The 12777-nt window shown below is 72.4% G+C and carries 13 protein-coding genes; 6 read left to right on the top strand and 7 right to left on the bottom strand.

Annotated features, from left to right (window positions below):
* Positions 1-10: 10 nt before the first annotated feature.
* Entirely contained in the window at positions 11-364 is a 354-nt protein-coding gene (locus ACIOC0_RS27695) for a hypothetical protein (protein ID WP_402158424.1), read from the bottom strand.
* Between the two features lie 504 nt (positions 365-868).
* On the opposite strand from ACIOC0_RS27695, the gene ACIOC0_RS27700 reads away from it, so the two are divergent.
* Positions 869-1948, top strand: coding sequence for an NlpC/P60 family protein (locus ACIOC0_RS27700; protein WP_402158426.1), 1080 nt, complete (start codon positions 869-871; stop codon positions 1946-1948).
* A 196-nt stretch (positions 1949-2144) separates the two neighbouring features.
* Positions 2145-2873 carry a hypothetical protein gene (locus ACIOC0_RS27705; protein WP_402158428.1) on the top strand — a complete coding sequence of 243 codons (729 nt, stop codon included), beginning with the start codon at positions 2145-2147 and terminating at the stop codon, positions 2871-2873.
* Here the strand turns inward: ACIOC0_RS27705 and ACIOC0_RS27710 are convergent.
* On the bottom strand, positions 2764-3525 hold the full coding sequence (locus ACIOC0_RS27710; protein ID WP_351095354.1) for a response regulator transcription factor: 762 nt from the start codon (positions 3523-3525) through the stop codon (positions 2764-2766). The two genes, ACIOC0_RS27705 and ACIOC0_RS27710, sit on opposite strands and share 110 nt — an antisense overlap.
* Positions 3522-4814, bottom strand: a complete 1293-nt coding sequence (locus tag ACIOC0_RS27715; RefSeq protein ID WP_402158430.1) for a PspC domain-containing protein — start codon at positions 4812-4814, stop codon at positions 3522-3524. Before ACIOC0_RS27715 ends, ACIOC0_RS27710 begins: the two co-directional genes overlap by 4 nt.
* A 179-nt stretch (positions 4815-4993) precedes the next feature.
* Here ACIOC0_RS27715 and ACIOC0_RS27720 point away from each other — a divergent pair, with 179 nt between their 5' ends.
* Positions 4994-6550, top strand: a complete 1557-nt coding sequence (locus tag ACIOC0_RS27720; RefSeq protein ID WP_402158433.1) for a PspC domain-containing protein — start codon at positions 4994-4996, stop codon at positions 6548-6550.
* On the top strand, positions 6537-6776 hold the full coding sequence (locus ACIOC0_RS27725) for a hypothetical protein (protein WP_402158435.1): 240 nt from the start codon (positions 6537-6539) through the stop codon (positions 6774-6776). Before ACIOC0_RS27720 ends, ACIOC0_RS27725 begins: the two co-directional genes overlap by 14 nt.
* 90 nt (positions 6777-6866) lie before the next feature.
* Here the strand turns inward: ACIOC0_RS27725 and ACIOC0_RS27730 are convergent, their stop codons facing one another.
* The 3 genes from ACIOC0_RS27730 to ACIOC0_RS27740 all read right to left on the bottom strand — a co-directional run bounded on the left by ACIOC0_RS27730 (position 6867) and on the right by ACIOC0_RS27740 (position 9837).
* Complete coding sequence (locus ACIOC0_RS27730) at positions 6867-7394, bottom strand: DoxX family protein (RefSeq protein WP_351095362.1); 528 nt, start codon at positions 7392-7394, stop codon at positions 6867-6869.
* A 151-nt stretch (positions 7395-7545) separates the two neighbouring features.
* Positions 7546-8823 (bottom strand): hypothetical protein, encoded by a 1278-nt coding sequence (locus ACIOC0_RS27735; protein WP_402158437.1) that lies wholly within the window; start codon positions 8821-8823, stop codon positions 7546-7548.
* A 219-nt stretch (positions 8824-9042) separates the two neighbouring features.
* Positions 9043-9837, bottom strand: coding sequence for a class II aldolase/adducin family protein (locus tag ACIOC0_RS27740; RefSeq protein ID WP_352248641.1), 795 nt, complete (start codon positions 9835-9837; stop codon positions 9043-9045).
* Positions 9838-10415: 578 nt separating this feature from the next.
* Here ACIOC0_RS27740 and ACIOC0_RS27745 point away from each other — a divergent pair.
* Complete coding sequence (locus ACIOC0_RS27745) at positions 10416-10565, top strand: hypothetical protein (RefSeq protein ID WP_402158439.1); 150 nt, start codon at positions 10416-10418, stop codon at positions 10563-10565.
* A 52-nt stretch (positions 10566-10617) separates the two neighbouring features.
* Entirely contained in the window at positions 10618-11124 is a 507-nt protein-coding gene (locus ACIOC0_RS27750) for a pyridoxamine 5'-phosphate oxidase family protein (protein WP_402158442.1), read from the top strand.
* A 12-nt stretch (positions 11125-11136) separates the two neighbouring features.
* Here the strand turns inward: ACIOC0_RS27750 and guaA are convergent, their stop codons facing one another.
* Complete coding sequence (guaA, locus tag ACIOC0_RS27755; RefSeq protein ID WP_402158444.1) at positions 11137-12717, bottom strand: glutamine-hydrolyzing GMP synthase; 1581 nt, start codon at positions 12715-12717, stop codon at positions 11137-11139.
* Positions 12718-12777: the final 60 nt, after the last annotated feature.

Consider the following 12777-nt stretch of genomic DNA (forward strand, 5'->3'; position numbering starts at 1 on the left):
TCCTGCCGCGTCAGGTCCAGAGCACCGCGATGAAGACGTTGGCCACGGTCAGCGCGCCGACCAGCCCGAACAGCGGCTTCTCCACGCTCTCCTCGTCCCGCTTCACGTAGACGAGGCCGAGGATCACGATCAGCAGGGCGAGCTTCACACCGATCTTGATGTTGTTGACGGCCTGGTCGTCCGCCTGGTTGAGGCCGACCAGGACGACACCGGTGACCAGCATCGTCGCCGCGCCGTGCAGCATCGCGGGGACGAAGCGGGCCGTGCCCCGGCCCATCGCCTTCATCTGGGTGAGGAAGCCGCCGAGGAGCGCGGCGATGCCGATGATGTGCAGGCCGACGAAGAGGTGGATGAGTACGTCCATGGAGCCGGATGCTAGTCAGCGGTGCGGTCGCCGCCGGACACCGGCCCACCCCTCGCGCACACCCGGTCCGCCCCCTCGTGCGGGTCCCGCACATATGCGCCGCATAGCAGTCCGCCGTCGGAATCTGCCCCGAAAGCGCCGGATCGGTCAGTGAAGTGCGCGAAACCGATGGCTCCGGACCGGCTCGACGACCATGTCCGGTCACCTTTCAGTCCACTGGTGTCACTTCCGTACATCTCGTTACCGACCCGACATCACCGGGCCTAGCGTCCTCCCCCAGGTGACCGGCTCCCCACCGCCGTCCGGACCAGGGACGGCAGTCGGCCACCACCGCCGAAAGTCCGGCGGCGCGTCCGCTTCCCTGAGCGGGCCGCCGCCGGACGCGTCAGCCGCTCCCCGCGGCCGTACGGCCGTCCGCTCCCCACGGCGGGCACGGGCCCCCGCCCGGCCCCACCCGACGGCCGTACCGACGAGGCGGTCGTACGAAAGGACGTGCAGTCCCACGTGGCAGCGCACCGCAAGCCGAGACAGCGCTCGCTCGGCGGCCATACGGTTCGAACGGCGGCCACCCTCGCCCTCGCCGGCGCGGCGGGCGCGACGGCTTTCGAAGGGGCCGGCATCGCCGCCCCCCAGGCCACTCCGGCGCAGGTGAAGGCCAAGGTCGACAAGCTGTACCAGGAGGCGGAGGCCGCCACAGAGAAGTACAACGGGGCGCAGGAGAAGGCGACGGCGACCGAGCGGCGGCTGAAGGGCTTACAGGACGAGGCCGCCCGCAGGGAACTGCGGCTGAACACGACGCGCGAGGCGCTCGGCAACATGGCTGCCGCCCAGTACCGCGGTGGCGGCCTCGATCCCGCGATGCAGCTCTTCCTCTCCGACGACCCCGACGCCTACCTCGACGGCGCCGCCTTCGCCGAGCGGGCCGGCGACCGGCAGTCCGGGGCCGTCGCCCGGGTCCGCGAGCAGGTGCGCGAGGTCGAGCAACTGCGTGGCGCCGCGCGCGTGGAGCTGACCTCGCTCAAGAAGCGCCAGGCCGAGCTGCGGCGGCACAAGAAGACGATCATCGGCAAGCTGGGCGCCGCGCGCGACCTGCTGTCCCGGCTCACGGCGCGTGACCGGGCCGAGTTCGACGACAAGGAAACGGGCGGCGGCACGGGCCCGCGTGCCTCACGCGGCTCCACGGGCGCCCGCGACGCCCTCCCGGCGGTCGGCTCCGCCACGGCCAAGGCGCCCAACTCGCGTGCCGCGGAGGCCGTCTCCTACGCCTACTCCAAGCTCGGCAGCCCCTATGTGTGGGGCGCGACCGGTCCGAACGCCTTCGACTGCTCGGGGCTCGTCCTGGCCTCCTACCGCTCCGCGGGCGTCGCCCTGCCCCGCACGACGTACGCGCAGATCGACGCCGGCCGGCGCGTCTCGCGTTCCGAACTGCGCCCCGGTGACCTGGTGTTCTTCTATTCCGGCATCACCCACGTCGGCATCTACGTCGGCGACGGCAAGATGATCCACGCCCCCAACCCCTCGGCCCCGGTACGCGTGGCCCCCCTCGACGAGATGCCCTTCGCGGGGGCGACACGGGTGGTGTGAGAGCACCTGGGCGGCCGGGGCGGGGTGGCCGGGCTGCGACCCGATGCGGACCGACCGTCGGGTCTGCGTGGCATGGGCATGCGACGCGGTAGGTTCAGCGCGCGAAGCGAACGGCACCGCGCCTGTACGTCGGCGTCGGGCAGACCGCCGTCTCGCCCCTGCCGCTCACGCCCCTGGCCCGCTCGAAAGAGGCCCGATGTCTCCAGCCGCGCTGCCGCCTCCCCCGCCGCACATCCGGTCCTGGCCCGACCGGTCGGCGCTGCTGGCCGACCGGGAGCGGGCGCTGGAGGAGCTGCACGGGCACAGCCTCGGCGTGCACCGCGTCCTGCTGCTGTGGCTGCTGGCGCTCTCGGCGATCATCGGCTGGGCGCTGCTGGTCCTGCCGCTGAAGCAGTTCGAGGAGCGGGACCCCACGGGCTTCCTGCTCGGCCCGGTCTTCGCCCTTCTCGGACTCGCCGCGCTGACCCCCTCCGTCGTCGCCGTCGCGCTCGCCGTGCGCCGCGACCAGCAGCTGCGCCGGCTCCTCGACGCCTGGCTCGCCCTGGACAGCCACCCGCTGTCCGACGCCCGTCTGCGCTCCCCGGGCCTCAGTCTGTTCTGGCTGCTGTCCTCCCTCACCGTCGGCGCGGTCGGCCTGTGGGCGTCCTTCACCTCCGCCACCGGCGCGAGCGCCGGGCGGTCGGCGCACGCCGACGTCGTCCTGCGCGTCGGCGCGGGCACCATCCTATGGCTGGCGGGCCTGATCGGCGTGGTGAAAGCCGTCCGGCACTACCGGTGGGCGCTGCGGATGCTGGCTCCGGCGCCCGCCGCCGAGCTCACACCAGCCGCCGTGCCGTCGCCCACCGCGTCAGCTCGTGCCGGTTCGACAGCTGGAGCTTTCTCAGGACGGCCGACACATGGGACTCGACCGTCTTCACGGAGATGAAGAGCTGCTTGGCGATCTCCTTGTACGCGTAGCCGCGGGCGATCAGGCGCAGCACCTCCCGCTCGCGCTGCGTGAGACGGTCGAGGTCCTCGTCGACCGGCGGGGCGTCGGTGGAGGCGAAGGCGTCGAGGACGAACCCGGCGAGGCGGGGCGAGAAGACGGCGTCGCCCTCCTGCACCCGGAACACGGAGCCGATGAGGTCGGCACCGGTGATCGTCTTGGTGACATAGCCTCGGGCACCGCCGCGGATCACCCCGATCACGTCCTCCGCCGCGTCCGACACGGACAGGGCGAGGAACCGCACGGGCTGCTCGGCGTCCGCCATCAACGGGGCGCAGCGGCGCAGCACTTCGACTCCGCCGCCGCCCGGCAGGTGCACGTCGAGGAGGACGACCTCGGGCCGGGTCGCGGTGATCACCGTGACGGCCTGGTCGACGTCGGCGGCCTCGCCGACGACCTCGACGCCGGTCTCCTCCGTCCGGCCGATCTCGGCCTGGACGCCGGTGCGGAACATGCGGTGGTCGTCGACGAGGACCACCCGCACCCGACGCCCTCCCGCGCCGTCGCGGTCGCCGATGGACTGCGCCGGCTCGGCCGCCTCGGCCGCGCCCGCCGTCCCGTTCGCCTCGGTGGCCTCGGTGGGGTCGCTCATGACGTCTTCTCCGCCCTCTCCATCTCCAGTTCGACCTCCGTGCCGCCCCCCGGCACCGCGCGCAGCCGCGCGGTGCCGCCGTTGCGCTCCATACGGCCGATGACCGATTCTCTGACGCCCATGCGGTCGGCGGGTATGGAATCGAGGTCGAATCCGGGACCGCGGTCCCGGACGGACACGAAGACCGTCCTTCCCTCCACTTCCGCGTACACCTGCACGGCACCGCCCTCGCCACCGTACTTGGCGGCGTTCACCATCGCCTCGCGCGCGGCCTGCATCTGCGCGGCCACCCCCTCGTCGAGCGGGCAGTCGCCCACTATCACGACCTCGATGGGCACACCGTGGTTGTCCTCCACCTCCGCGGCGTTGCGCCGGACCGCTTCGGCGACCGTGTCGGGCTCGTCCGCCTCGTCCTTGCCGGTGCCCTCGGGTTTGTAGAGCCAGGTGCGCAGGTCGCGCTCCTGGGCGCGGGCGAGGCGGCGCACCTCGCCGGCGTTCTCGGCGTTGCGCTGGATCAGGGTGAGCGTGTGCAGCACCGAGTCGTGGACATGGGCGGCGACCTCCGCGCGCTCCTGGGCACGGATGCGCATCAGCCGCTCCTCGGACAGGTCCTGCGTCATCCGCACCAGGTACGGCCCGGCGAGCAGGGTGATGCCGACGAGGACGGCGAGGGCCGCCTGCAGGACCGAGCCGAGGTGGGCGGCGGAGCCCTGCAGCACGAAGACCCCGGACACCCCGGCCGCGACCAGGAGGACGCCGGCGCCCGCGCGCAGCAGCGTGAGCGTACGGCGTCTGCGGCCCACCTCGACCCAGCGGGCCCGGCGGGCGTTGTCCGCCTGCCGCCAGACGAGGGCGACGCCCGCGCCGACGAGCACCGCGGGCACCAGGTACGCCTTGGCGCCGCTGCCCAGGTTCACATTGCCGACGAAGACCATGGCGACGACGACCATGAGGAGCAGGGCGACGATCTGGCCCCTGTCCGGCTTGCGGGCGACGAGCCGGCGGCGGCCGTCGGGAGCGGTCTCGGTGGCGACGAGGGAGGGGGACCTCTGGTCGCCGACTCCGCCGACCCCGAGCGGCACGAAGAACCAGAAGGCCGCGTAGAGCAGGGCGCCGAGGCCGTCGGCCATGAACAGGCCCACGAAGACGAGCCGCACCCAGATCACGGGCAGCCCGAGATGCCCGGCGAGCCCCCGCGCCACACCACCCAGCCAGCGTCCGTCGCTGCTGCGGTAGAGCTTGCGCGGCGGCCGCGGTTCGACGAGTGGCGCTGCTGCGGCTTCCGGCATGCCAACGATGTTCACACGGCGGTCGGACAGGGGCATCAGGGTTCGTCCCCGAGACGCCCCTGATCTTCGGCGCCGTCGCGGCTCGAACGCCTCCCGGGCCGGTTCTCAGGGCCGATATCAGGGTCCGACCAGGGTCGTTCCGACTGCCACGGAGGCGGCTCGCCCGCCACCATGGAGCCATGACAGATCACCAGCACGCCGCGGACGCCGGGCCCGACAGGGGCGCCGCGCCCGACGCGGCCACCCCGTCCACCGGCGCACCCGGCGCCGCAGGTGAGGAACCGCGCGCACACGGGCAGGCGGCCGCGCCCGAGCAGCCGGACGCCCGCGCAGGCACCGGTGAAGGCACCGAGCCCCGCGCCTCCGGCGACCCAGGAGGACCCGGCGACCCAGGAGGCGGCCCCGGCGACCGGGGCAGGCCCTCCGACGTCCACGGGCCGCCCGACGACCCGGACCCCGTCGGCCGCCTCCCGCACCGCTTCCGCCGCGACCGCGAGCACAAGCTGCTCGCCGGTGTGTGCGCGGGACTCGGGCGGCAGTGCGACATGGACCCGGTGATCTTCCGGATCACGCTCGCCGTGCTCTCCGCGACCGGCGGCATCGGCCTCATCTTCTACGGCTTCGCCTGGCTGTTCGTCCCGTACGCCGGCGACGACCAGAACGAGGTGCGCAAGCTCCTCACCGGCCGGGTCGACGGACAGGCGCTGGCGGCCCTGCTGTTCGCGCTGGTCGGCTGCGGGGTGTTCCTGTCCATGCTGAACAACGGCGGCGTGCTGAGCTTCGCCGCCCTCCTCTCCCTGCTGCTCGCCGGCGCCGCGTACTGGTCCCGGCACCGGGACGCCTCCGACACCGACCCGCTCGCCGCCCAGGCCGTCGCCGACGCCCCGCCGGAGGCCAAGGCGCCGCCTGCTCCGGCCGCCTACTCGTCCTGGTGGCGCGACCCCATCGTCAAGGACGGCACCCACGAGGGCGGCACGGGCTATCTGTGGGGCCCGCGGGACCCGCGCACCCCGGACGCCACCTCGGTCTTCGACGTCGAACTCGCCGGGCACAAGATCCCCTACACGTCGATACGCCCGCCCGCCCCGGCGCCGCGACCCCGCGGTCCCCGCCGGATCGGCGGATGGCTGTTCCTGCTCGCCGCGCTGGCCGGCGGCCTCGTCACCCGGCTCACCTGGGACGAGCACCCGCTGGGCACCAGCCTCCAGGCGGGTCTGGCCACCGGGCTCGTGATCCTGGGCGTGGGCATCGCGGTCAGCTCGTACCTCGGGCGCACCGGCGCCGGTTCGGTGTTCCTGGCGGTCCTCGTGACGGGCCTGCTGGCCGGGGCGGCCGTCCTGCCCAAGGACATCGGCACCCGGTGGACGCACACGACATGGCGGCCCGCCGCGGTGACGGAGGTCCGGGCGGACTACGACCTCGACACCGGGGACGCCGTCCTGGACCTGTCCCGGCTGGACCTGACGAAGGGGCAGACCCTTCGTACGGGAGCCGAGCTGGGGGCCGGGCGGCTGAAGGTGATCGTGCCGCCGGAGGTGACGGTGAGACTGAGCATCGAGGTGGGACTGGGCGACATCCGACTGCCGGGCGAGGACGAGAAGGACGTGGACGTGCAACCGGGGCGGCACAAGCAGATGACCCTGTCGCCGGCGTCGGGCGGTCAGGACGCCGGGACGATCGACCTCGACCTCCAGGTCGCGGTGGGACAGGCGGAGGTGGCCCGTGCTGCGTCATGAGTTCCGGCCGGGCCGGCTGGTCGCCGGCGTGGTCTTCACCGTGGTGGGCGTCCTCTACGCGGGGGACGCGGGCGGCCGGTGGGAGACCCCGTGGTTCGTGGTCGTCCCGGTCGTGGTGGGCGGTCTGGTCCTCGCGGGGGCGACGGGAGCGGTGAGCCGGTCCCTGCACAGACGGCGCGAACCGGCCCGGGCGACGCCCGGAGCCGGTTCGGAAACGGCGAGCTGAGCGGGAGGTTCAGACCCAAGACGGCCCGACCTGAGGGGTCCTGTCGGAGAAGTCCGACCGGAGGGGGCCGCCCCAGCCGGCCCCGAGTGATCAGTAGCCGCCCGTTCGCTGTCGCTTCCTCGTGCGCCAGACGGCGTCCACGGAGAGGACGGGAGCGCCGGCGAGCACCAGGGGCAGCCAGGCCATCAGGTAGGCGAGGTCGTTGCCGTAGTAGTAGGGGTCCGACGCCCAGCTCACCGTCAGCCAGAGGCTGAGGGAGATCAGGGCTCCGCCGAGGGCCGCCAGTCGGGACAGGACACCCAGGAGGGTGCCGATGCCGACGGCGAGTTCACCGAAGGCCATGGCGTAGCCGAAGCCGGCCGGGCTCTTCAGGGCCAGGTCGACGAGGGCCGGGATGGCCGAGGAGTCGCGGACCGCGCGCATCGTGTCGCCGATGGAGCCGGCGCCGCTGCTCTGCACGAAGGCGCTGTCGGTGAGCTTGTCGAGACCGGCGTAGATGAACGTGATGCCGAGGAAGACCCGCAGCGGGAGGAGGGCATACCGGGTGGCGGTGTCCCGCCAGTCGCTTCCCCCGTCGAGATAGGGAGGGTGTGTGTCCGTCCGCATGCTGTGCGTCATCGCCCGTAGCCGCCTCTCGCCCGACGTGGTGGACCCCTCGAAAGACCTTACGTACGAAATAGGAGGTGCGCTCACAATGTGGCAGTGGTTTCTCGGCGCGTTGCGACGCCGGCGGGCGCTCCGTCCCGCGCGCAGTGATGGTGAGCGCCGGTCAGTCCGTCACGTCGATCGTGTAGCGGTTCGTCTCCACGCCGGCGGCGGTGACCACCTGGACCTCCACGCGGCCCGGTTCGACGTCCGCCGGGACCGGGACGGTGAGCAGCGCGTCGGCGGGGTTGCTGAAGCCGCCCGTGACGGGGACGAGGGGCACATGGACGTGGACCGTGCCGATGCGCACGACCATGCGGGAGAGACGGTCGGCGGTCTGCGCGCCGGGCGGGACGAAGCCCGCGCCGCGGATCTCGATGTCGTCGCCGGTGCGGATCGGGGCGTCCAGGTCGCCGGCCTCGCGGGAGCGGACGACGGAGAGGATGACGGGGCGGCCGCCCTCCGCGTACTTGCCGGCGAGGTAGGTCGCGGCGGAGACCAGCACCACCAAGGCGAGTCCCCAGGGCAGGTCGGGCAGTTGGTCGGGGCGGCGGGCGAGGCGCACGGCGGCGAAGACGACGGCGACGACGTTGATCACGACGTACTGGATGTCGGCGAAGGCGCCGCGGCCGGAGTCGTCGGTCAGCAGGTCGGCGGCGCGCGGCCGGTGGGCGCGGACCTTCTGCAGGCGCTGCCCGAGGACGCGCAGACCGACCACCCGGCGCACCAGCACGGCGATCCCGCAGACCACGGCGAGGACGGTCACCACGCCGGCACCGCGTTCGAGGGCGAGACCGGAGATCAGCGCGTCGCGCCCGCGCGGGCCGGAGGCGGCGGCGAGCCGTCCGGCGAGGACGAGCACCGCGTACGCCACGAGCAGGACCCAGGCGGCCGCGACCGCGCGGGAGGTGGACAGGCGGTTGTCCTCGCCGATGACGGGGGCCAGTGCTCCGCCGCGCGCGCGGTGGAACCAGGAGGCCGCGGTCAGCGCGCCGGCGACTGCGAGCGCGGCGAGCAGTCCGGCGGTGCGGGCGTCGCTCCAGCCCGCACCGACCGCGGTGAGGGACTGCGTCAGCAGCAGCGCGAGGACCGCCGCCCACACCGTGCACGTCGTGCGCAGCCAGAGGCGGGCGAGCCAGGCCTGGCCCTCGGCGTGGCCGCGTTCGGCGACGAGCTCGGCCGACTGGGCCAGCTCCTCGGAGATCCACTGGCGCGAGGCGGAGACCGAGTGGGCGACCGCGGCGGGCAGGCCCTGCCCGGCGGCGAACTCGTCGCGCCGGGACAGGAACGCGGCCACCGCGCGCCGGTGGCCCTCCCGTGCCCCGTGCGGGCAGTTCCCGCAGGAGCAGCCGCCGGCGTGCGCACCCGTGTCCGGGCCCTGTCGCGCCTCCTGGACCGCCATGTCCGATGCCTGCCTTCCCCGCGACCTTCACGACCGGCGGCCCTCGAGAATTTCGGCCACGGTCCTGCTGAACAACTCGCCTGCGATGAAAGCGAATTGTGCCCCACGGCACACCGTCCGGTTTCGGCGGGTCTGGTCAGCGCGGGTGAAGGGTGCTTCGCGGTGTTGACCAGGCCGGGAGTGCGCCCGGCGGACTGGGGGCCGGGTGCGGGCCGGGGGTCAGGACAGCAGGTCCGGTTCGCTGCGGCTGATGTCCTGCCACAGCGGCTGGTAGTTGATCCATGCGACCAAGTCGCCGCCGAGCTGCTCCCGGGTGGCGACGGCGGCCCGGTGGTCGATCAGCACCGGGCGGCCCGCTGCGCGAGCGGTGAGCTGGACCTGGCAGGACCGTTCCATCGACAGGAACCACCAGGCGGCCGCGTCCACCGAGTCGCCGACGGTGAGCAGGCCGTGGTTGCGCAGCACGAGCGCCTTGCGGCTGCCGAGCGCGGACGCGATGCGCCGGCCCTCCTCGGTGTCGACGGCTACGCCGGTGTAGGCGTCGTAGAGAGCGTGGTCCTCGTAGAAGGCGCAGCTCTCCTGGGTGATCGGGTCGAGCAGTTCACCGAGGGCGGCCAGGGCGCGTCCGTGCACGGAGTGGCAGTGTGCGACGGCGACGACGTCGGGCCGTGCGGCGTGCACTTGGGCGTGCACGGTGAAGGCGGCCTGGTTGACGTGGTAGCCGCCTTCGACGACCTGACCGTCGGCGTTGGCGAGCACCAGGTCGCTCACCGTGACGTGCTTGAACGGCATGCCGAACGGGTTCACCCAGAAGCAGTCGCTGTACTCGGGGTCGCGTGCGGTGATGTGCCCGGAGACCCCGTCCTCGAAGCCGAGCCGTCCGAAGATCCGCACCGCGCCGGCCAGCCGTTCCTTGCGGTGCCGGCGCTCGTCCTCGACCGATTCATGCATCGGCGGCATCGCGAACCGCAACCGGTCGGTGGGCAGCGGGGCAGGCGGCGTGGGCCCGTGCATCGGTCCTCCAGACTGGGTTGCCTTACGTTGCGGAAGTTACCGCCGGTCAGACCAAAAGGGCAGAGTCGTTATGCAAAGATGATGATTTTCGTCATCCGTGGAGCATGTGTTGTCCCTCGCCGACCGGCACCTCACGTAACTCATGCGCCAGATCGCCACGCGCAACGCCTTCGTGCTCATGCACCCTTTCGCGAGTTGAAAACCTTCGCCGCCCAGGTCTACGTGGCGGAGTGCTACGGCTTTCGCTGCGAGCGCGTCGAACTGGTCGGCCGGCAGCGGATGGTGCACGTCCATCTGGTCCGCGATCCGAGCCCCGCGGCGCGGCAGCGGGCCGCGGTCAACTCGGCGGCCTTCCCCGACCTGGGCCCCGGCCGACCGGTTCCCGGCATGCGCCCGGGAACGCTCACGCCGCTGCCGGAGGCCCAGGCGGACGCCGATCTGCTCACCGACCTCATCCGCTGCGAGGGGCTGGGCCGTGCCGCCAGCCAGGCGCGACTGAAGGCGATTGCCTGGGGCTCCGCCGTCTTCTTCGCGTTGATGGCGGCTCTGAGCGGCAACCCGTCCGCCTCACGATCGCCGTGCTGCTCCCGCTCGGCGCGCTGGGAGTGCTGCGCTTCAACACCGCCCGGCGGGCGCTCGCCGAGCGGCTCACGGTGGCGGGCTGCGCGACCGTGCGGGACGCGGAAGGGCAGGAACGGTTCGTACGCCCGGAGCGGTACGCGGTCTGAACGACGCGCACAACGGGTGGGAGATGACGGGTGGCGGCGGCAGACTCGTCGTATGTCATCGAATGGTGGGACGCCTGAAGGCGAGGCGGTGAGCTGGGCGGGGTTCGCCGCCGAGGCACCGGAGTTCGCGGCGGTGGTGGAGGAGCGGTTCGGGAGCTTCGTCCATCATGTGCTGGCGACGTTGCGCAAGGACGGTTCGCCTCGCACCAGCGGGCTCGAAGTCCGTTTCGTCGGCGGACAGTTGTGGCTCGGCATGATGACCGGTTCGCTCAAGGCGCTCGATCTGCGCCGTGATCCGCGGTTCTCGCTCCAGGCCAACCCCGGGGAAGGCACCGGCATGGGCGGTGGAGACGTCCGGGTCAGCGGGCGGGCCTTCGAGGTCGGCGACGGGGAGGCGGCGAAGGCCGGATACGTGGAAGAGGTGGGACCGCCGGAGCCGTTCCACCTCTTCCGCACCGAAGTGACGGAGGTCGTGCGGACCTACGTCGAGGACGACACGTATCTCGTCGTCCAGGTCTGGAAGCCCGGAGAGCCGGTGCGCACTCTCAAACGGACCTGAACCCCGGAGGGGTCACTCCCACTCGATGGTGCCCGGAGGCTTCGAGGTGACGTCGACGACGACGCGGTTGACGTCCCGCACCTCGTTGGTGATCCGGGTGGAGATCTTCGCCAGCACGTCGTACGGGATGCGGGACCAGTCGGCGGTCATCGCGTCCTCGGAGGAGACCGGACGCAGCACGATCGGGTGGCCGTAGGTGCGGCCGTCGCCCTGGACGCCGACGCTGCGGACGTCCGCGAGGAGGACCACCGGGCACTGCCAGATCTCACGGTCGAGGCCGGCGGCGGTCAGTTCCTCGCGGGCGATGGCGTCGGCGTCGCGCAGCAGGTCCAGGCGGTCCTTGGTGACCTCGCCGACGATCCGGATGCCGAGGCCGGGACCCGGGAACGGCTGGCGCTGGACGATCTCCTCCGGCAGGCCGAGCTCCTGGCCGACCATGCGGACCTCGTCCTTGAACAGCTTGCGCAGCGGCTCGATCAGCTTGAACTCGAGGTCCTCGGGCAGACCGCCCACGTTGTGGTGGGACTTGATGTTCGCGGTGCCGGTGCCGCCGCCGGACTCGACGACGTCCGGGTACAGGGTGCCCTGGACCAGGAACTCCACGGCCGGGCCCTCGTCCGCGATGATCTCGGCCTGCGCCTGCTCGAAGACGCGGATGAACTCGCGGCCGATGATCTTCCGCTTCTCCTCGGGGTCGGAGACCCCGGCGAGGGCGTCGAGGAAGCGGGCCTCCGCGTCCACGACCTTCAGCTGCACGCCGGTCGCGGCCACGAAGTCCTTCTCGACCTGCTCGGTCTCGCCCTTGCGCATCAGACCGTGGTCGACGTAGACGCAGGTCAGCTGGGACCCGATGGCCTTCTGGACGAGGGCGGCGGCCACGGCGGAGTCGACGCCGCCGGACAGACCGCAGATCGCGCGCCGGTCGCCGACCAGCTCACGGATCGCGGCGACCTGCTCCTCGATGACGTTGCCGGTGGTCCAGTCCGGCTTGAGGCCCGCGCCCCGGTAGAGGAAGTGCTCCAGGACCTGCTGGCCGTGCGTGGAGTGCATGACCTCGGGGTGGTACTGGACGCCGTAGAGCTTCTTCTCGTCGTTCTCGAAGGCGGCGACCGGGACGACGTCGGTGGACGCCGTCACGGAGAAGCCCTCGGGGGCGGCGGAGCAGGCGTCGCCGTGCGACATCCACACGGCCTGCTCGGCCGGGGTGCCCTCGAAGAGGGTGGACGACGACTTGGAGACGTGCAGGTCCGTGCGGCCGTACTCACGGGCGCCGGTGTTGTCGACGGTGCCGCCCAGGGCCTGCGCCATCAGCTGGAAGCCGTAGCACATGCCGAAGACGGGGACGCCGGCCTCGAAGAGCGCGCCGTCGAGGCGGGGGGCACCCTCCTCGTACACGGACGAGGGGCCGCCGGAGAGGATGATCGCCGCCGGGTTCCTGGCGAGCATCTCCGTCACCGGCATGGTGCTCGGCACGATCTCGCTGTAGACCCGCGCCTCGCGGACTCGACGGGCGATGAGCTGGGCGTACTGCGCGCCGAAGTCGACGACCAGGACGGTGTCGGGGGCGGCGGCAGCGGGAGTCGCTGATGACACGGGAGCCTTCCGGCGGTTTGGGCTGGTCTCTGTGCTAGCAGAGTCTACCGAGGTGGCGTG

It is taken from the genome of Streptomyces sp. NPDC088254 (assembly GCF_044740925.1).
GTDB lineage: Bacteria > Actinomycetota > Actinomycetes > Streptomycetales > Streptomycetaceae > Streptomyces.

What these genes read in the sequence shown, in the direction of transcription:
- ACIOC0_RS27695 (WP_402158424.1), bottom strand. Translation starts at nt 364, where the DNA reads ATGGACGTACTCATCCACCTCTTCGTCGGCCTGCACATCATCGGCATC.
- ACIOC0_RS27705 (WP_402158428.1), top strand. Translation starts at nt 2,145, where the DNA reads ATGTCTCCAGCCGCGCTGCCGCCTCCCCCGCCGCACATCCGGTCCTGG.
- ACIOC0_RS27710 (WP_351095354.1), bottom strand. Translation starts at nt 3,525, where the DNA reads ATGAGCGACCCCACCGAGGCCACCGAGGCGAACGGGACGGCGGGCGCG.
- ACIOC0_RS27715 (WP_402158430.1), bottom strand. Translation starts at nt 4,814, where the DNA reads ATGCCGGAAGCCGCAGCAGCGCCACTCGTCGAACCGCGGCCGCCGCGC.
- ACIOC0_RS27720 (WP_402158433.1), top strand. Translation starts at nt 4,994, where the DNA reads ATGACAGATCACCAGCACGCCGCGGACGCCGGGCCCGACAGGGGCGCC.
- ACIOC0_RS27730 (WP_351095362.1), bottom strand. Translation starts at nt 7,394, where the DNA reads ATGACGCACAGCATGCGGACGGACACACACCCTCCCTATCTCGACGGG.
- ACIOC0_RS27735 (WP_402158437.1), bottom strand. Translation starts at nt 8,823, where the DNA reads ATGGCGGTCCAGGAGGCGCGACAGGGCCCGGACACGGGTGCGCACGCC.
- ACIOC0_RS27740 (WP_352248641.1), bottom strand. Translation starts at nt 9,837, where the DNA reads ATGCACGGGCCCACGCCGCCTGCCCCGCTGCCCACCGACCGGTTGCGG.
- ACIOC0_RS27750 (WP_402158442.1), top strand. Translation starts at nt 10,618, where the DNA reads ATGTCATCGAATGGTGGGACGCCTGAAGGCGAGGCGGTGAGCTGGGCG.